General features: G+C 69.3%; 18 protein-coding genes. 9 read left to right on the forward strand and 9 right to left on the reverse strand.

Going from position 1 to position 16,919, the window contains the following annotated elements; translation table 11 throughout:
• The 3 genes from QSK32_RS29985 (at position 1) to QSK32_RS29995 (ending at position 2,510) form a co-directional block, all read left to right on the forward strand.
• Positions 1-1,458, forward strand: coding sequence for a phosphatase PAP2 family protein (locus tag QSK32_RS29985; protein WP_045744234.1), 1,458 nt, complete (start codon positions 1-3; stop codon positions 1,456-1,458).
• Positions 1,455-2,210, forward strand: a complete 756-nt coding sequence (locus QSK32_RS29990) for an endonuclease/exonuclease/phosphatase family protein (RefSeq protein WP_285473811.1) — start codon at positions 1,455-1,457, stop codon at positions 2,208-2,210. The genes QSK32_RS29985 and QSK32_RS29990 overlap by 4 nt, the downstream gene beginning before the upstream one ends.
• A gap of 132 nt (positions 2,211-2,342) precedes the next feature.
• Positions 2,343-2,510, forward strand: a complete 168-nt coding sequence (locus QSK32_RS29995) for a hypothetical protein (RefSeq protein WP_285473812.1) — start codon at positions 2,343-2,345, stop codon at positions 2,508-2,510.
• 195 nt (positions 2,511-2,705) lie between these two features.
• On the opposite strand, the gene QSK32_RS30000 is transcribed toward QSK32_RS29995, so the two are convergent.
• A complete protein-coding gene (locus QSK32_RS30000; RefSeq protein WP_285473813.1) occupies positions 2,706-3,188 on the reverse strand; it encodes a MarR family winged helix-turn-helix transcriptional regulator in 483 nt (160 codons plus the stop codon).
• 75 nt (positions 3,189-3,263) lie between these two features.
• Here QSK32_RS30000 and QSK32_RS30005 point away from each other — a divergent pair, with 75 nt between their 5' ends.
• The gene (locus QSK32_RS30005; RefSeq protein WP_285473814.1) at positions 3,264-4,442 is read left to right on the forward strand and encodes an FAD-dependent monooxygenase; all 1,179 of its coding nucleotides are present in this window, start codon (positions 3,264-3,266) and stop codon (positions 4,440-4,442) included.
• Positions 4,443-4,454: 12 nt separating this feature from the next.
• The gene (locus QSK32_RS30010) at positions 4,455-5,069 is read left to right on the forward strand and encodes a cysteine hydrolase family protein (RefSeq protein WP_045744230.1); all 615 of its coding nucleotides are present in this window, start codon (positions 4,455-4,457) and stop codon (positions 5,067-5,069) included.
• Between the two features lie 7 nt (positions 5,070-5,076).
• On the opposite strand, the gene QSK32_RS30015 is transcribed toward QSK32_RS30010, so the two are convergent.
• From QSK32_RS30015 to QSK32_RS30025, 3 genes are read right to left on the reverse strand one after another with little or no spacing between them, the layout of a single operon-like run.
• On the reverse strand, positions 5,077-5,217 hold the full coding sequence (locus QSK32_RS30015) for a hypothetical protein (RefSeq protein WP_157411196.1): 141 nt from the start codon (positions 5,215-5,217) through the stop codon (positions 5,077-5,079).
• Positions 5,214-6,221: an alpha/beta hydrolase gene (locus tag QSK32_RS30020; RefSeq protein ID WP_285473815.1), complete on the reverse strand. Its 1,008-nt coding sequence runs from the start codon at positions 6,219-6,221 to the stop codon at positions 5,214-5,216. The genes QSK32_RS30015 and QSK32_RS30020 overlap by 4 nt, the downstream gene beginning before the upstream one ends.
• The gene (locus QSK32_RS30025) at positions 6,214-7,677 is read right to left on the reverse strand and encodes an MFS transporter (protein ID WP_285473816.1); all 1,464 of its coding nucleotides are present in this window, start codon (positions 7,675-7,677) and stop codon (positions 6,214-6,216) included. The genes QSK32_RS30020 and QSK32_RS30025 overlap by 8 nt, the downstream gene beginning before the upstream one ends.
• Before the next feature lie 69 nt (positions 7,678-7,746).
• Here QSK32_RS30025 and QSK32_RS30030 point away from each other — a divergent pair, with 69 nt between their 5' ends.
• Both QSK32_RS30030 and QSK32_RS30035 read left to right on the forward strand, forming a co-directional pair.
• On the forward strand, positions 7,747-8,352 hold the full coding sequence (locus tag QSK32_RS30030; protein WP_285473817.1) for a TetR/AcrR family transcriptional regulator: 606 nt from the start codon (positions 7,747-7,749) through the stop codon (positions 8,350-8,352).
• 440 nt (positions 8,353-8,792) lie between these two features.
• Positions 8,793-10,040 (forward strand): glycosyltransferase 87 family protein, encoded by a 1,248-nt coding sequence (locus QSK32_RS30035; protein WP_052720759.1) that lies wholly within the window; start codon positions 8,793-8,795, stop codon positions 10,038-10,040.
• 261 nt (positions 10,041-10,301) lie between these two features.
• Here the strand turns inward: QSK32_RS30035 and QSK32_RS30040 are convergent, their stop codons facing one another.
• The 3 genes from QSK32_RS30040 to QSK32_RS30045 all read right to left on the reverse strand — a co-directional run bounded on the left by QSK32_RS30040 (position 10,302) and on the right by QSK32_RS30045 (position 12,941).
• Positions 10,302-11,393 carry a methyl-accepting chemotaxis protein gene (locus tag QSK32_RS30040; protein WP_052720758.1) on the reverse strand — a complete coding sequence of 364 codons (1,092 nt, stop codon included), beginning with the start codon at positions 11,391-11,393 and terminating at the stop codon, positions 10,302-10,304.
• Between the two features lie 401 nt (positions 11,394-11,794).
• Positions 11,795-12,175 carry a response regulator gene (locus tag QSK32_RS45575; RefSeq protein ID WP_353050999.1) on the reverse strand — a complete coding sequence of 127 codons (381 nt, stop codon included), beginning with the start codon at positions 12,173-12,175 and terminating at the stop codon, positions 11,795-11,797.
• Positions 12,176-12,380: 205 nt separating this feature from the next.
• Entirely contained in the window at positions 12,381-12,941 is a 561-nt protein-coding gene (locus QSK32_RS30045) for an SDR family oxidoreductase (RefSeq protein ID WP_052720757.1), read from the reverse strand.
• 121 nt (positions 12,942-13,062) lie between these two features.
• On the opposite strand from QSK32_RS30045, the gene QSK32_RS30050 reads away from it, so the two are divergent.
• Positions 13,063-13,716 (forward strand): response regulator transcription factor, encoded by a 654-nt coding sequence (locus QSK32_RS30050; RefSeq protein WP_045744224.1) that lies wholly within the window; start codon positions 13,063-13,065, stop codon positions 13,714-13,716.
• Positions 13,717-13,735: 19 nt separating this feature from the next.
• Positions 13,736-14,938, forward strand: a complete 1,203-nt coding sequence (locus QSK32_RS30055) for a sensor histidine kinase (protein ID WP_063775539.1) — start codon at positions 13,736-13,738, stop codon at positions 14,936-14,938.
• Between the two features lie 58 nt (positions 14,939-14,996).
• Here the strand turns inward: QSK32_RS30055 and QSK32_RS30060 are convergent, their stop codons facing one another.
• Together QSK32_RS30060 and QSK32_RS30065 are read right to left on the reverse strand one after the other, a co-directional pair.
• On the reverse strand, positions 14,997-16,223 hold the full coding sequence (locus tag QSK32_RS30060) for an ABC transporter permease (RefSeq protein WP_045744222.1): 1,227 nt from the start codon (positions 16,221-16,223) through the stop codon (positions 14,997-14,999).
• A gap of 1 nt (position 16,224) precedes the next feature.
• Positions 16,225-16,893, reverse strand: a complete 669-nt coding sequence (locus QSK32_RS30065) for an ABC transporter ATP-binding protein (protein WP_045744292.1) — start codon at positions 16,891-16,893, stop codon at positions 16,225-16,227.
• Positions 16,894-16,919 lie beyond the last annotated feature (26 nt).

Below are 16,919 nucleotides of genomic sequence, written 5' to 3' on the forward strand. Positions count from 1 at the left end.
GTGACCGACAACCGTGTGGTGGAACGTACCGGCTGGGCGCCCGTCCGGCACTTCGCCGAACGCAGCGTCCTCGGCCTGATCGTCGTTGCCGCGATCGGCCTCGGCTTCGGAGTCCTGCTCCTGTTGGTGCGCTTCAACTGGGAGCCACTGCAGAACCTGGACCGGTCGGTGACCGACAGCCTGAACCGCTGGGCGTCCGGTTCGGAGTCCACCGTGGCGGTGCTCGAACAGATCTCCTCGTTCGGCGGGCGCGGCGTGCTGATCCCGCTGGTGGTGCTCGCCGTCGCGGTGCTGCTGATCCGCCGCCGTCCCCGTCCGGCCCTCTACCTGGCCGTCACCGGTGCCGGCGCGCTGATCCTGGACCCGTCGCTCAAGTCGCTGATCGGCCGGCTGCGCCCGGTCGTCGAGGTCCCGGTCGCTCAGGCGCCGGGCAACAGTTTCCCCAGCGGGCACGCGCTCGGTGCGACGGTCGTCTACGGGATGCTCGTGCTGGTCTTCCTGGCCGCGGTCCGCCCCCGGTGGCGTCCGGTGACGGCCGGCCTAGCCGCCGTACTGGTGGCGGCGATCGGGTTCACCCGGGTCGCGCTGGGCGTGCACTTCCTCTCCGATGTGGTCGGCGGGATCCTGCTCGGACTCGCGTGGATCAGTGTCACGGCGTACGCGTTCCGCATCTGGCGCCGGGAGGCGGGCCACCCCACGCCGTCGCTCTCCGACGGCCTGGAGCCGGAGTCCGGTCCGGACCTGCGTCCCGCGCCGGCCGAGGAGGCGGTTCTGCCGCACCCGTGGGCCAAGGGTGCGGAGATCCTGGTCGGCTGGGTGTTCGTCTTCGGTCTGCTCTACCTGCTCGGCTACACGGTCACCCGGTGGGAGCCCGGCTTCGACGACGGTTTCCCGCGCTGGCTGCAGACGTTCCGGACGCCGGCCCTGGACGACCTGAGCTGGCTGGCCAGCAAGGCCGGTGACACCCACGCCATCCTGATCATCTCGCTGATCTTCTGCCCGCTCGCGCTGGCGCTGTGGCGGCAGTGGCGCCCGATCCTGTTCCTCGCCCTGACCATGGTGGGCGAGCTGACGCTGTTCCTCTGCGCGGCGGCCGCCGTGGATCGTCCCCGGCCCTCGGTCGAGCAGCTCGACGGCCAGATGCCGACGTCGTCGTTCCCGTCCGGGCACATCGCCGCGACCATGTGTCTCTGGGCCGCCATCGCGATCATCGTGATGGCCCGGGTGCACCGCCCGTGGCGCTGGATCTTCCCGGTGCTCGCGGTGATCATGCCGGCGATCGTGGCGCTGTCCCGGATGTACCGCGGCATGCACCACCCGACCGACATGCTCGGCGCGCTGCTGCTCACCACCGCCTGGATCACCGTGCTCTGGTTCACCGTCCGCCCGAACGCGCACGCCGAGACCGTCAGCGAGGCCGCGGAGGAGGCCCGGGTCCTGCAGAACGCTCCGGCATGAGGCTGCTGACCTGGAACATCCGCAACGGCGGGGGAGACCGCCTCCCGGCGATCATCGAGGTGGTCCGGGCCGTCCGCCCGGACATCTGGGCGGTCCAGGAGCTTCGCGGATTCTCCTCGTACGCGCAGAGCCTCACCGCCGCCGTAGGGATGCGAGCGCACGCGGCCCGGTCGTTGTTCGGTCAGCCGGTCGCGGTGCTGACCAGCCCGCCGGTGCGGGTGCTGCGGCGGTCCACCCTGCTCCGGGGCATGCACCACGCGGCCGCGGCGGTGGTCGTGGACACCCCGTCCGGGCCGCTGACCGTGGTGAGCACGCACCTCAACCCGTATTCGCCGTCCCGCCGTCGCCGGGAGGCCCGCCGTCTGGTCGCCCGGTACGCCGGGGACATGACGGTGGTGGCCGGTGATCTGAACAGCCTGGACACGTTCACCGATCACGGCCCGTCGCTGGACGGTCAGCGGGAGGAATATCGCCGTCGCCATGTGACGGGGCAGGGGGTGGCTGACACGCGGGCTTTGGCGGCTTTTGAGAACGCGCACTTTACCGATTTATGGCGAAATATCGGATCTGGAGAGTCGCACACCGTGCCTACCTCCGGCCTGGCTGGGGCCGAGTTCGGGACCATGCGCCTCGACTATGTGCTGACCGGCCCGGGCGTGACCGCCCGCGCACGCTCGATCGAGGTGCTGCGGGGCGGCGCGCTCGAGCACGCCTCCGACCACTATCCGGTGCTGGCCGAATTCGATCTCTGACTCACTCGAGCCCGTGGCTGCGGGTCTGATGGTCGCCCAACGCCAACGCCAACGCCAGCGCGAACGCGGCCCACCCGGCTCTGCTCTGGCACCGCCGTACAGTGGTTCCTCACCGGAACCGGGAGTGACACCATGACCAGCACGCAGATCGACCGCCACGCCGCGGACCCCGCTGAGGCCGCCCCGGCGAAGGAGCCGGTGAACTGGGACGACGTGCTGCCCGACCAGTACGTCGCCGCAGCCGAGGGCTGGGACTACGTGACTTGGCAGCGCATCCGCGCCGCCGCCGCCGACGCCTGACCTGTCCTACTGCGGCGGCACCCGGCGATACCTGGTGTTCCGGCTCGCGGTCGACTTCTCCGTCGCCGTGACCAGGCCTTCCCTGCAGCGTGAGCCGTCGGCGTACGGTCTGATCCGACGATCCCGTCCTGGAGCCCGGCTCGGCGCGGGAGGCGCCGACCTCCACCATGCCGCGAAGTGCAAAAAGTGCAACGACTATTCGCTGAGGGTGCTGAGGCGGGTGGTCAGGTCGGTGGCGAAGCGGTCCAGCAGCCGCCCGAAGGTGCGGCGATCGTCGGGGGACCAGTCGGCCAGCGCCGCGCCCAGGACACCGAGCACCGTCTGCAGGTAGCGGCCGACCGCCTCCGCACCGGTGGGGGTCAGCTCGACCAGGCGGGCGCGCCGGTCGTCCGGATCCGGGACCCGGCGGACCAGGGTGCGGCGTTCGAGTTCGTTGACCTGGCGGGTGATGTGCGGGCCGACGACCTGCATGCGTCTGGCGATCTCCCCGATGCGCAGTGGTCCGCCGCCGGTCTGCAGGGCGACCAGGACGCCCAGGGCCGGGCGGTCCAGGCTGAGGCCGGCGTTCTCGGTGGCGCGGTCGATCAGGCCGCTGCGGTTGAGCACCGTGCTGAGCTGCGAGATCTTGGGCAGGACGGTGAGCAGGTCGAAATCGCCGTCATCCGTAGTGTCGGTCATCACACTCAATTCGATACCTAAGTTAGGTATATATTTTTCTCAAGGGGAGCGAGCAGAGCATCGAGGAGGAAACCCATGAGCAGAATACTGGTCTCCGGAGCCAGCATCGCCGGACCCGCGCTGGCGTACTGGCTGCACAGGTACGGTTTCGACGTCACCGTGGTGGAGAAGGCGGACACCATCCGCGGCGGCGGCTACCCGATCGACATCCGCGGCACGGCGATCGAGGTCGTCCGGCGGATGGGCGTGCTGCCGCGGCTGCGCGACGCGCACATCGACACGCGGCAGATCAGCTTCCTGCACCCGGACGGCAGCCCGATCGCCGCGGTCCGGCCGGACACTGTGGTCCGCGGGGACGAGGGCAGCGACCTGGAGATCCCCCGAGGCGATCTGACCACGATCCTCTACGAGACGGTCCGCGACGACGTCGAGTTCCTTTTCGGCGACAGCATCGACACCCTCGACGACCGTCCCGACCGGGTCGACGTGACCTTCCGCGGCGGCGCCCGGCGCAGCTTCGACCTCGTCGTCGGTGCGGACGGGCTGCACTCGTACACCCGAGGTCTGGTCTTCGGTCCTGAAGAGCGGTATCACCGGTACCTGGGGCACTGCTTCGCCGGCTTCACCATGCCCAACGACCTGGGGCTCTCGCACGAGGCCGTCACCTGGTGCGAACCCGGCCGGGGCGCCGCCCTCTACGCCGTGCGCGACAGCGACCGGATCCACGGATTCCTGACCTTCGACCGGGCCGAACCCCCGTTCGACGCGTTCCGCGACCCGGCGGCGCAACGCGACCTCGTCACCTCGGTCTTCACCGGGGACGGCTGGCAGATCCCGCGCATGGTCGAGGTGATGCGCGCCGCCGACGACCTGTTCTTCGACGTGGTCAGCCAGATCCGGATGCCCCGCTGGTCGTCCGGCCGGGTCGCCCTGGTCGGCGACGCCGCCTACGCACCGTCGTTCCTCACCGGGCAGGGCACCAGCCTGGGCCTGGTCGGTGCCTACATGCTGGCCGTCTCTCTGGCCACGGCAGGCGATCATGCCGAGGCCTTTGCGGGGTACGAGCGGAGCACGCGCCCGTTCGTCGAGGCCAACCAGGATCTCGTCGGCGAGGGCGATTCGATCCTGTTCCCGCCGACCGCGGAAGCCCTGGCCCGGCGCAACGAGATGCTGCGCGGACTGACCGTGATCCCGGCCGGGGCGGCCCGCCCGGAACATTCCGCGTTGACCCTCCCCGACCATGTCCGGTCCTGAAACCATCAGCGCATGACGGAGACACTGCGGATCGACCCCGCGACCACGGCGGTCGTGCTGATCGAGTACCAGAACGAGTTCACCACCGACGGCGGGGTGCTGCACGAGGCGGTGGCCCCGGTGATGGCGGCGACCGGGATGCTGGACCGGACCGTCGAGCTGGTGGCGGCGGCCCGGACGGCCGGGGTGAGCATCATGCACGCGCCGATCACCTTCGCACCGGGTTACGGCGAACTGACCCGGCACCCGTACGGGATCCTGAAAGGGGTCGTCGACGGCAACGCCTTCGTCAAGGGCGGATGGGGTGCGGCGATCGTCGACCGGCTCGCCCCGGCCGACGGCGACATCGTGATCGAGGGCAAACGCGGCCTGGACACGTTCGCCAGCACCAACCTCGACTTCATCCTGCGCAGCAAGGGCATCGAGACCGTGATCATCAGCGGGTTCCTGACCAACTGCTGCGTCGAGTCGACGATGCGCAGCGCGTACGAGAACGGGTATCGCGTCATCACGGTCACCGACTGCATGGCGGCCACCTCGGCCGAGGCGCACGACAACGCGATCGCCCACGACTTCCCGATGTTCTCGATCCCGCTGCCGTCGGCCGAGGTCATGGCCGCGTTCTGAGGAGAGTTCAGGCGAGGGCCCGGAAGACCTCGCCGCAGACGTCGATGCAATGCGCCAGGGCCACGTCCGCGGCGAGCGGCCCGGTCGTGGTGAAGACGAAGAGGTCCCGGTCCTCCCGGCCGGCCGTGCCGGTGAACGGGGCGATCAAGAACGACGAACCGCATCCGCGTCGTCGGCAGGTCGTCCGGCGAGTAGCCGGGCGGTCCAGGTCGCCAGCGCGGCGGTGGCGGCCCGGGACAGTGCCGCTTGCGGCATCATGCTGGTGAAGCCGTGGAAGCCGCCGGGCCAGACGTGTAGTTCGGTGTCGATTCCGGCGTGCCAGAGTCCGCCGGCGTAGGCCACGGTCTCGTCGCGGAACACTTCGGCGCTGGCGCAGTCGATGTAGGTCGGTGGCATGCCGGTCAGGTCGGTGGCCCGGGCGGGGGCGGCGTAGATCGACACGTCCTCGCCGCCCCGCCGGTCGCCGAGGTAGGCGGTCCAGCCGAAGCGGGTCATGGCGCGGTCGGCGATGCCGACGCCGTCGATCTGGCGGGTCGAGACGGTCGAGTCGCTGTCGTCGAGCATCGGGGAGATCAGGATCTGGCCGAGCAGGGGAGGTCCTTGCCGATCACGGGCCAGTAGCGCGGTGCCCGCGGCGAGTCCGCCGCCGGCGCTCTGCCCGGCCAGCACGATACGCGAGGGGTCGATGCCCAGTTCGTCGCTGTGGGTGGCGGTCCACAGCAGGCCTGCGTAGCAGTCCTCGACCGGATAGGGGTCGGGGTACTCCGGGGCGAGTCGGTAGTCGACGCTGACCAGGACGACATCGTCGTGGGTGAGCAGCCAGTCGTCGTAGGAGTCCAGGTTGCCGAGGTAGTGGCCGAACATCATGCCGCCGCCGTGCATGGTGTAGAAGCACGTTGCCGGACCGGTGTGCCCGATACGGCTGATGACCGCCAGGTTGATGGGGTCACCCTGGTAGCCGGGGACGGTCAGGGTGCGGCGTCGCCAACCGCGGGCCGTCAGCCGCTCGTCGAGGGCCTGTTCGGTCATGTCCAGCATGCGCATGCGCGGCAGCATGTCGGTGGTCAGGGTGAAAGGGCCGCGTTCGTGCATGGCGGTGAGGAACACCCCGAGTTCGGGGTCGAACGGTGGGCGCGGCAGGACATCAGACATGGTGGGTCTCCTTGACGGAAGTGGTGGTGTGCGAGCGGATGACGCCGTAGGTGACGAGTGCGGCAGCGACGGCGGTGAGGGCGAGAGCCGCGATGGTCACCGCCTGCTGGAACTGCCCGGCTTGTGCGGTGCTCCAGCTCGAGGCGGTGAGGCTGCCGGTGAACAGGGCGGCCAGGATGGTGCCGGTGGCGGCGATGCCGGCGCCCGTCGCGAGTTCACTGGAGGTGTCGACGAGGGCCGCGCCGATCGAGGTGCGGTTCTCCGGCAGGCCGCGCAGCACGTTGTTGCCGGCCACGACCCCGACCACGCGCATGCCGGCGGCGACGAGCACGAGCGCGATCAGCACCCCGGGGTAGCCGAACCTGTTCAGTGCGGCGAAGGCGGCAAGACCGGCGACGACCGCTGCGGCGCTCAGCCAGGCCGCACGTTCCAGGCCGACGCGCCGCACGAAGGGCGTCACGAGCCGGCTCCCGGCGAGCAGCACGACGACCTGCGGCAGCATGCCGACGGCTGCCATCGCGGGGGACCAGCCCCAGGCGAACTGCAGCAGCAGTGTCACCAGGTAGCCGAGACCGGCGACGGCAAGTCCGGCGGCGGCCTTGTAGGCCAGGCCGCTCGATACCAGCGGCACCGCCAGCAGCCTCAGGTCGAGCAGGGGGTGACGTGCCGTCCGCTCCCGTAGGACGAAGGCCGCGGTCGTCACGATCGCTGCCGCGGCGGCGGTCCAGGGCGCCCACGATGCGCCGCCCTCGTCGACGAACAGTGTCGGCGTGACCAGGGCCAGGATGATCGTCGCCGTGCCCAGTACCGCGCCCGGGATGTCGAGTGGGCCGGCGTGCAGGCTGCTCGGGTCGTCTGCGGCGACGCCGAGGCGGATGCCGGCGAACGCGAGTGCGGCGATCGGCACATTGATGAGAAGCAGGACCTGCCATGGGGCGACGGCGAGCACGAGCCCGCCTGCCGTCGGACCGATCGCGAGACCCACCAGCCCGGCGGTCGAGATGACCGTGATGGCCCGCACCCGCAGGTCGTCGGCCCGGAACAGCCGGAAGGCCAGCGCCATGGAGCCCGGGGTGGTCATCGCCGCGGCGGCTCCCATGCACGCCCGTACCGCGATGAGCTGCCCGGCGGTCGACACGAACATGGTCGCGAGGCTCGCGGCGCCCAGCAGGACCAATCCGGTCAGCATCACCCGGCGCCGCCCGAACCGGTCGGCAATCGCCCCGAACAGCAGCATCAGCCCGCCGAAGACGACCGAGTACGCGCCTGTCACCCACTGCAGCGCTGTCGTCGTCGCCTGCAGTTCACGGCCGATCGTGGGCAGCGCGACGTTGAGGATGGAGTTGTCGAGCATCTCGAACAGGAACACCGCGGACAGCCCGGTGAGGGCGATCCATCTGTCACCCAGCGATTCGGGTCGAGCCACATCAGGGGGCCGTGCCTCAGCAGTGAACATGCCACTAAGTTAACTCACTAAGTTTAGTTACACAACCACTATGCTGGCGGCAGCTACGGAAGGGGTCACATGCCACGCACCGATGCCCGCGGGGGACCGCAGACACGTGCGCGAATTTCGCAGATCGCCACCCGGCTGTTCCTCGACCAGGGGTTCGACGCCGTCACCGTGGCCGACGTCGCACGCGCGGCAGGAGTCTCCACCGTCACGGTGTTCAAGCACTTCCCGCGCAAGGAAGACCTCCTGCTCGACCGGGCCGAGGACGCCACGCAGATGCTGCGCTCGGCGGTCCGCGACCGTCCCGCGGGAACCGATGTGCTGGACTCGCTGGAGGCCTTGATGCTGCGGCTGGCCGGGGACCACCACGGACTGTCGGGCATCGCCGCCGAATCCACCCCGTTCTTCCGCACCGTGGCCGGCTCCACGCCCCTCATCGCACGAGCCCGAGAACTGGCCGCTGACCTGCAGCACCTGCTGACCGACGAGCTCGAACGCGATCCGGGCTTCGACGGCGACAGCACCCTGCTCGCTGCCTTCTTCGTATCCGGCTACACCACCGTGCTGACCGATAACGCACGCCGCCTCATTGCCGGCGAAGCCCCCGCCGAGATAGCTCTGCACCATCGTCAGCGCCTGGGGCAGCTCTTCCGCGCATTGCGCAACGCCCATCGCTGAACGACGAGAACGGCTCGAACCCGTACGGGAACGTCTGTGCCCGGCGGGACTTCTCGGTGATGCTCTCCGGTGTGGAGATGCTCAGCGTCGGCGCCCAGCCGCGACTGCGACGTGAGGCTGAGCCGCCCGGCCCTTCGAGCCGACCGCAGCGATCATGGGCACCCGGGGCGTCAGGCATCCACTGGTGAGCACACCGGACACGCGATCGGTTGGACAGGATCGCGAGGAGTCGCTCACCAGCACACCCGCTCCGCGTCATCATGGCCAACTGTCCACAGCGGCCGGTCAGGCGGTCGCGATCCTGTTACCGTGGGCGCCCATATAGACGGTTGGCAATGCCTTCGGGTCCTCTACCTAGGTGCGGTGATCCTGTGTTTCGACTGCTTCACGCCGTTGTCCGTCGGCCACTCGATTCCGTACGGCAATCGGCGCGTCCCCGGATGGCCCGGCGATCGCAGGACGGTCGCACGGCCTCGCGGGTTCTTCGCGGTGTCGCCGTCGCAACGGCGATCATCGTCGGACTGGCCCTCGCGTGGAGTTTCGCGAAGCTGGTACCGGACTTCATCTTCATCGACCTCGGGGTCTATCGCGGCGCGGTGCGCTTCTGGCTGTTGGACGGCGGCGACATCTACGACTACCGCTACGACGGCCCGCCACTCGGCTTCACCTATCCTCCGTTCGCCGCGATCCTGCTCAGTCCCCTGTCGGTCATGTCGTGGCCGGTCGCCATCGGCGTCAGCGTCACGGTGAACATCGCCGCCTTGGTTCTGCTCGCCCGCTGGTTCGTGGCGCCGGCCCTGCGGCGGTGGCCTGTGTGGTTGTCGACCGCCGTCGGGGCCTGTGCGGTTGCCTTCGCCGAGCCCGGTCTCGCCACCCTCAGCCTCGGGCAGATCAACCTCGTGCTGGTCGTCCTCGTCTGCGCGGACCTGCGAGCGCTCGAGAAAGGCTCTCGCTGGGCGGGGATCGGCATAGGCCTGGCCGTGGCGATCAAAGTAACTCCGGTGGTCTTCATCGGTTATCTGCTGATCTCCCGCCGGTTCCGGGCCGCCGTCACCGCTACCGCCACGGCTGTCGGTGCCGCTGCGGTGGCCGCGATTCTGCTTCCCGGTCCCTCGCTCGAATACTGGACCTCGGCGCTCTGGCAGACCGAGCGGGTTGGTGACCTGGCCAGCACGGGCAACCAGTCGCTGAGCGGTGTCGTCGCCCGGCTCGACGGCTCGGCGATCTGGTGGCTGATCGCGGTCGCCGTGGTCGTTGCGTACTGGTGGGTGCGGGTCAGATCACAGACCGTCCGGACCGGTATGGCGATGACCGGAGTCCTCGCCTGCCTGATCAGCCCGGTCACCTGGGTGCACCACCTGGTCTGGCTGCTCCCGGCCGCCGCCGTGCTGCTCGGCCGGGCGATGGCCGTGACAGGCCGGCAACGATGGTGGAGGCTCGGCGCGCTGGCCGCCGGCTACGCCGTGCTCTGGAGCGGTCTCCACTGGTACGGGCTGGGCGATGTGATCAGCAGCAACGCGGATGTCTGGATCAGCCTCGTCCTGTTCCTGGCGGTTCCGGTCACGTCGGCCGCGTCCCGCATCGGCCTGGAACAGTCGGATCCAGCCCACCACCGCCGTCGCGGTATTCGTGCGGCAACCGGCCTGCGATCGAGGCCGACGACCAGCCGGCCTCCAACTGCTCCTTGACCACCATCCGCAGCCGTGGCGAGCGGTCGACCACGTACACCTTCGGCCGTCGCCGGTCCGCAGCGGCCGCGTCGTCAACGGTCACCGCCCGGTACTGCACGCGGCCGCCGTGACGGGCGACGTCCCGCGAGGACCACCGACGGGTTCCGCTCGACGAACCCGGCGATCGCCTCACGAGACACCTGATCGGCCTGACTTGCTCGGTGCCGATTCGTCGTTTGCCAGTGTGCGAACGCCCGCTCGCCGTGATTGGTTCTCGGATCATTTCTGCTCGGCGGCGGTATTCAGGAATGTCGTGAGGTCATCGGTGACGGCGTGCACCTTGCCGGCAGCCGCGGTCAGGCTCCGGGTGATCTCGTGGTTGGTGGCCGTCTGTTCCTCCACGGCGGCCGCAACCGAGCTCTGGTTGGCCCGGACGGCGTCCACGATTCCAGCGATCTTCGAGATCTCGCCGCCGGCGAGGTTGCTCAACGTCTGCACGCTGGTGATGAGCTCGCCGATGCGTTGTGTTGCCGCCTGGGTAGCGCTGGACAGATCCTTCACTTCGCCGGCGACGACGGCGAATCCCTTACCGGCTGCGCCCGCGCGGGCGGCTTCGATCGTGGCGTTCAAAGCGAGAAGGTTTGTCTGCCGGGCGATCTGGGAGATGGTGCTGACCACTTCGTCGATCCGGCCCGATGCCTCGGTCAGCCGGTCCATCGTGCTCGTCGCGGACTCGATCGCAGCCACGGCGTCGACCACCACCTCGGATGCCTGGCTTTCGCTGCGGGCGATCTCGGCGGCCGTTGCGGACAGCTGTTCCATGGCGCTCGCCACCGAATGCAGAGATCCGCTGGCCTCTCCGGTCATGGCCAGGGTGTCACCGAGCCGGTTCGTCACCACCCGAGAACGATTTTCAGCGGCGGTCCGAGCGCTGACGTCCTCCCAGGCCACCACATAGCCGATGACCGCGCCGCGCTCGTCCTTGGCCTGGTTGATGTGGGTGTCGAGAGTGATGGAACCGAACGTGAAAGCGGCGTCGCGAGGCTGGAAGGCGGGGTCTCTGAGGATACGGTCGATCCGGGCGGGGTCCTTGTGGAAGCGATGGATGCTGCCGTTGAGGACGTCGGAGACGCGAACCCCGAAAACCCGTTCGATCTCGGGTCCGATCAGGCGCAACGTCTGCATCGCCCTGGGGTTCGCGTAGACGATGTTCAAGGCGAGGTCTGCCACGAAGATGTTCGCCTGTACGCAGTCGAGGATGTGACGAGCGCCGGTCTCGACGATGTTCGCCGGAACGACGTCCTGGGGTGCCGTTCGGACGGCCCTGGTCGTACGCCACTCATTCGCGGTCCGGGACAGTGAATTGATCATTTTGTGGCCCCTCTCGGTCTGTTGGAGGAAGTGAGGTTGTACGCGAACCGATGCGGTACCCGTCAGGCAACGGCGCTTGCCCAGATAGTGGCTTTTACAGCTTTCGCACCGAAATGCCATCGGTGAAGGGCCGAAAGTCCTACGCCGCTCTCGCCATGCGGGTATCCCGCGCTGCAGGCGCCGGATATGCGCTCGGATGGCGCACCGCTGCCGTCGTGTCCGGGCGACTGCAGACTTGGGGCACATCTCCCACCAGCTGTCCGACCGCGTCCAAACCGGCGCGTGCTCCCGGCTGACCGAAGCCACACGGTGCCTGATGCTCCAGACGATGATGACGATCACAAACTCACTGCCGCCTGACCTCCGAAGCAGAGGGCCTGCTGTTGAAGGGGGACTCGCGGTCAGGCCGGTCGATGGGCCTCGAGCGCTCGGACCGCGGCAAGGAGTCTGCTCGTCGTGAACGACTTGGTCAGCAACGTGGCACCTGCCGGTGTAAGACCGCGGTCGTTGATGAGTCCGTCGGCGTGTCCCGACGCGAACAGGACGTTGACCGAGGGATGGTCGGTGGTGATCCGGTCTGCGAGTTCGGGGCCGGGCATGCCAGGCATGACGACGTCGCTGAGCAGCAGTTGGATGGATTCGGTTCCGCCGTTTACTGACCGGTGGGTGGGCGTGGGAGGCGGCTTGGGGTTTCGGCGGTGGCGGGAATATGGATGGTGATCGTGGTGCCGCGGTGGGGTGCGGATTCGATGCGCAGGGATCCACCGAGTCGCTGATTTCAACCCCGGCTGCGCCCCGTCCGATCACCGGTTTTGGGAGTAGCCCCGCACCACCCACCCCGAACGACCCGATTTCATCGTGACGGTGCTCCACGCCATCGTTTAGGGCGGCGTCTGAGCGGGGCAAACATGATGGCCGACGAGGAGCAGACCGCTCCCCTCGCCGCCATCATGTCGGTCGAGCCCTGTTCGCCCGCGGTGTGATCGCTCAGTCGCGGCGCAGTTCGGGCTGCCACTCCTTGGCGTCCTGCCGATGCAGCTCAAGGTAGTCGTTCGCGAGAGCGGACGACGCGAATCGTTCCTCACCAGCGTCGATTCCGCCGTTGATGGTGACGACCGTCGCGCGAACACCGGTGTCGGCCAGCTCCGCGGCGAGGGCCTGGACATAGGAGCGCAGACTGGCTTTGCCGACGGACAGGGAGGCGTACTGCCGGGACGGGGTGTCGGCGAGTCCGCCTCCGGTGAACAGCAGGCTTCCCCTTCCACGCAGCTCCGGCAGCACCGTCTCGGCGGCTATCTTGGCGCCGAGGACGTTGACGGCAAAGGAGTTGATCCAGCCCTCGTCGTCACCGTCGGTGGGGGTGTCCGGGCGGATCAGTGCCGCGTTGTAGGCCAGCACCTCGGGTCGGCCCAGTTCCTTGATGGCGGTGGTGATCGCGGTGCGCAGCGCGTCGCGGTCGGCGATGTCCGCGGCGTAGGCGCGCACCGGCTGGTCTCCGGCCAGTTCGCCTGCGTACTGCTGCAGGCGGTCCTGGCTGCGGCCGATCATGGCAACCGGGTCCATACGGCTCGCGTCGCGCGCTGTGACGACCGTGTGACCGTCCTTTCCGTACGCTGGTGGGTCCGGTCCGTATGGTGGCGGCACCGGTCGAATCGGGGGCAGGGCGCGGATGAAGGTCCTGGTGGTCGAGGATCAGGTGAGGCTCGCCGGCTCGGTGGCTCGGATGCTGCGGCGCGAGGGCATGTCGGTCGACGTCGAGCACAACGGCGCGACTGCGCTCGACCGGGCCGCCGCGGTCGAATACGACGTGGTGGTGCTCGACCGCGATCTGCCGGGGCTGCACGGCGACGACGTGTGCCGCCGGCTGATGCGGGCGCAGGTGCGCACCAAGGTCCTGATGCTGACCGCGTCGGCCGGCCTGGACGACCGGGTCGAGGGCCTCACCATCGGCGCCGACGACTATCTGACGAAACCGTTCGAGTATCCGGAGCTGGTGGCGCGGATTCGGGCGCTCGGCCGGCGGACCCAGGTCGCCGTGCCGCCGGTCCTGGAACACGGCGACCTGACGCTCGACCCGGCACGGCGCGTCGCCACCCGCGGCGGGGTCCGGTTGCCGCTCAACCCCAAGGAACTGGCCGTCCTGGAATACCTGCTCACCTCCGGCGGCCGGGTGGTTTCCGCAGAGGAGCTGCTGGAACGGGTATGGGACGAGGCCATCGACCCGTTCACCACCACGGTGAAGGCGACCATGAACCGGCTGCGGTCGAAACTCGGTGAGCCGTCCGTGATCGAGACCGTCCCACGGGCCGGCTATCGGATCTGATCGAGGAAGGCAGACCTTCATGGGACTGACGGTTCGGCTGCGGCTCACCCTGCTGTACAGCGTGTTGTTCCTGATCGCCGGTGCGGCCCTGCTGGCCATCTTCTATGTTCTGGTCACGAACAGCCCACCGATCGCCGCGATGTCCAAGCCGTTGTCCTCCGACACCAGCGTGATGATCGGTGTGGTGGGCGGCGATCAGCCGGCCGGCGAGCCGGTGCCTGTCGAGGTGGGCGCCGCCCCGTCCGCCGGTGAGCGACGCCTGCTGGCGTCGCTGGAGAAGCGTGCGGCCGAGCAGCAGGCCGAGATCAAGCGTCAGCTGCTCCTGCAGTCCGGCCTGGCGCTGGCCATCATGGCGGTGGTCTCGACGGTGCTCGGCTGGCTGGTGGCCGGGCGGGTGCTGCGGCCGCTGAAGACGATGACGAACAGCATCCAGCACATCTCCGCGAGCAACGTGCACGAGCGGCTGGCGCTCGACGGGCCGCGGGACGAGCTGCAGAGCCTCGCCGGCACGGTGAACGGGCTGCTGAGCCGGTTGGAGGCGGCCCTCGAGTCGCACAAACGGTTCGTCGCCAACGCCGCGCACGAACTGCGCACGCCGCTGACGCTGGAGTACGCCCTGTTGCAGGAGGCGGTCTCCGACCCGGACCCGACGGTCGACTCGTATCGGGCGCACTTCGGGGAATTGATGATCGTCAGCGGGCAGCAGTTCCGGCTGCTCGACTCGCTGCTGGTGCTGGCCACCAGCGAACGCGGCCTGGGCCGGACCGAACGCGTCGACCTGTCCGAGGTGGCCCGCACGGTGATGCGGTCCGTCGAGACCCGTGGGCTGGACATGGTGCCGGCGATCGAGCCGGCGCCGGTCGCCGGCGATCCCATGCTGATCAGGCGGTTGGTCGCGAACCTGGTCGAGAACGCGGTGAGTTACAACGTTCCGGACGGATGGGTGCGGGTCGCCACCGGTACGGAGAACGGCCAGGGCTTCCTGTCGGTGGCCAACACCGGTGCACCGGTTCCGCCGGACATGGTGGGCCAGCTGCTCCAGCCGTTCCAGCGCCTGAGCCACACCGAAGACGACGGCCACCACGGCCTCGGGCTGTCCATCGTCAAGACGATCGTCACGGCGCACTCGGCAGAGGTCACCGTGGCGGCCCGGGACGGCGGCGGGCTGGTGGTCCGGGTCCTCTTCCCGGCCGACCAGCCGGCGCTGCAGGCTCCCTTCTGACCGCGCGGTCCGGGGTGGCCGAGGAGACGATCCCGGACCGGCGCCGGCGGCATCGAGGTCAGCTGGAGGCGAGGGCTTCGGTGGGAGCGAGCCGCGCGGCGCGGATCGCCGGGTAGAGGCCGGCGATCGCGCCGATCCCCACGGTCGCGCCGACACCACCCAGCAGGGCCCACCAGGGTACGACCGCCGGCCACTGCTGAATCATGGCGTACGTTCCGGTCACCAGGTATCCCAGCAGCGAGCCGACGGCGCCACCGAGCATGGACAGCAGCAGCGCTTCGCTGACGAACTGGGTGCGGATCTGACCCTTCGTGGCGCCGAGCGACCGGCGCAGGCCGATCTCCGAACGGCGTTCCAGCACCGAGATCACCATGGTGTTCGCGACCCCGATGCCGCCCACCAGCAGCGCCACCGCACCGAGCCCGACCAGCAGCGCGGTGAACGTCTTGTTCGCCGCGCGCTGCAGGGTCAGCAGATCCGAGGGCCGGGACACGGTGGCCTCGTTCGGCTTCTCCGGATTGGCGGTGGCCGCGAGCACGGCCTGCACCGCCTCGACCTGTGACTCCGCAGCCCGGGTGTAGACCACGGTGGGATGGCCGTCGAAGCCGAGGTAGGTGGTGGCCGCCGGCCAGCCGATCAACGCGGACAGGTCGAGCTCCTGTGCCAGCGGCGCCTTCTTGAGCACGCCGGACACCACCCACGACCGGCCGCCGATGTAGACCGTGGGCGGGTAGCCCAGCTGTTTGGCGGTCCGGGCGCCCAGCACCACCGTGGGATAGCGCTCGGTCGCGGCGTTGAGCCAGGTGCCGCGGTCCAGCTCGGCGCTCACCGTGCTGAGTAGGTCGAGCCGGGCCGCGGACACGCTCATGCCGGCGGTCTCCACGGACGGGATCCGCTCGTTGCGGTAGACGTGCACGTCTGAGATCACGCCGATCGCGGTGGCCGACAGCACCGGGCTGATCTGTTTGATCATGGCGAGCGATGGGGCCGGCAGCTGGGCGTCTTTGCCGCCGAACGTCTTGCCCGGCTTCACCGTGAGCAGGTTCGTGCCGAGCGTACGGAGCTGCCGGTCGAGGTCGGCGTGGCTGGACGCGGAGATTCCGACCACCGCGACCATCGACGCGATCCCGATCGCGATGCCCAGCGCCGACAGCACGGCGCGCAACGGCCGCGAGCGGAGCCCGTACCCACCGAGCCGGGCCAGGTCCGAGACCCGCAGCCGGGCCGGCTTCAGGCTGGTCGGGGACGGGTACCGGCCGGGGGAGGTGACAGTCACGGCCGGCATCTCAGACCACCTGCCCGTCGAGCATCGGCACCTGGCGGGGGAGACTGTCGGCGATCTCCCGGTCATGGGTGATAACCAGCACCGTCGTTCCGGCCGTGTGCAGGTCGTGCAGCACCTCCATCACGCCGACGCCGGAGGCCGAGTCGAGGTTGCCGGTGGGCTCGTCGGCCAGCAGCAGCGGCGGCTGCCCGGCGACCGCCCGGGCGATCGCGACCCGCTGCTTCTGACCGCCGGAGAGCTGGTGCGGGCGGTGCGTCACCCGGTCCCGGAGACCGACCCGGTCCAGCGCCGCCTCGGCCCGCTGCTCGCGTTCGCGGCGGCTCAGCCCGGTGTAGAGCAGGCCGTCGGCCACGTTGCCGAGCGCGTCGCGGCCCGGCGCCAGGTGGAACTGCTGGAAGACGAAGCCGATCCGCCGGGACCGCAGCGCCGACAGCTGGCGGTCCGACAGCGCGGCGACGTCGTATCCGTCGATGCGCACGGTGCCCTCGGTGGGCCGGTCCAGGGTGCCGATCAAGTTCAGCATCGTGGACTTGCCCGAGCCGGAGGGCCCGACGATCGCCAGCATCTCGCCGTACTCGACCGTCAGGTCCACCGACCGCAGAGCGTGCACTCCGCCTTGATAGGCCTTGGTCACTCCGGTCAGCTCGATGACCGGGTAGTCGGCGGTCACCTCACCGGCGGGCACCGCGTCGATCT

It is taken from the genome of Actinoplanes sp. NBRC 101535 (assembly GCF_030269225.1).
Taxonomy (GTDB): Bacteria; Actinomycetota; Actinomycetes; order Mycobacteriales; family Micromonosporaceae; genus Actinoplanes; species Actinoplanes rectilineatus.

What these genes read in the sequence shown, in the direction of transcription:
- QSK32_RS29990 (WP_285473811.1), top strand. Translation starts at nt 1,455, where the DNA reads ATGAGGCTGCTGACCTGGAACATCCGCAACGGCGGGGGAGACCGCCTC.
- QSK32_RS30060 (WP_045744222.1), bottom strand. Translation starts at nt 16,223, where the DNA reads ATGCCGGCCGTGACTGTCACCTCCCCCGGCCGGTACCCGTCCCCGACC.
- QSK32_RS30000 (WP_285473813.1), bottom strand. Translation starts at nt 3,188, where the DNA reads ATGACCGACACTACGGATGACGGCGATTTCGACCTGCTCACCGTCCTG.
- QSK32_RS30030 (WP_285473817.1), top strand. Translation starts at nt 7,747, where the DNA reads ATGCCACGCACCGATGCCCGCGGGGGACCGCAGACACGTGCGCGAATT.
- QSK32_RS30055 (WP_063775539.1), top strand. Translation starts at nt 13,736, where the DNA reads ATGGGACTGACGGTTCGGCTGCGGCTCACCCTGCTGTACAGCGTGTTG.
- QSK32_RS30045 (WP_052720757.1), bottom strand. Translation starts at nt 12,941, where the DNA reads ATGATCGGCCGCAGCCAGGACCGCCTGCAGCAGTACGCAGGCGAACTG.
- QSK32_RS30050 (WP_045744224.1), top strand. Translation starts at nt 13,063, where the DNA reads ATGAAGGTCCTGGTGGTCGAGGATCAGGTGAGGCTCGCCGGCTCGGTG.
- QSK32_RS30005 (WP_285473814.1), top strand. Translation starts at nt 3,264, where the DNA reads ATGAGCAGAATACTGGTCTCCGGAGCCAGCATCGCCGGACCCGCGCTG.
- QSK32_RS30020 (WP_285473815.1), bottom strand. Translation starts at nt 6,221, where the DNA reads ATGTCTGATGTCCTGCCGCGCCCACCGTTCGACCCCGAACTCGGGGTG.
- QSK32_RS30035 (WP_052720759.1), top strand. Translation starts at nt 8,793, where the DNA reads ATGGCCCGGCGATCGCAGGACGGTCGCACGGCCTCGCGGGTTCTTCGC.
- QSK32_RS29995 (WP_285473812.1), top strand. Translation starts at nt 2,343, where the DNA reads ATGACCAGCACGCAGATCGACCGCCACGCCGCGGACCCCGCTGAGGCC.
- QSK32_RS30025 (WP_285473816.1), bottom strand. Translation starts at nt 7,677, where the DNA reads ATGTTCACTGCTGAGGCACGGCCCCCTGATGTGGCTCGACCCGAATCG.
- QSK32_RS30040 (WP_052720758.1), bottom strand. Translation starts at nt 11,393, where the DNA reads ATGATCAATTCACTGTCCCGGACCGCGAATGAGTGGCGTACGACCAGG.
- QSK32_RS30010 (WP_045744230.1), top strand. Translation starts at nt 4,455, where the DNA reads ATGACGGAGACACTGCGGATCGACCCCGCGACCACGGCGGTCGTGCTG.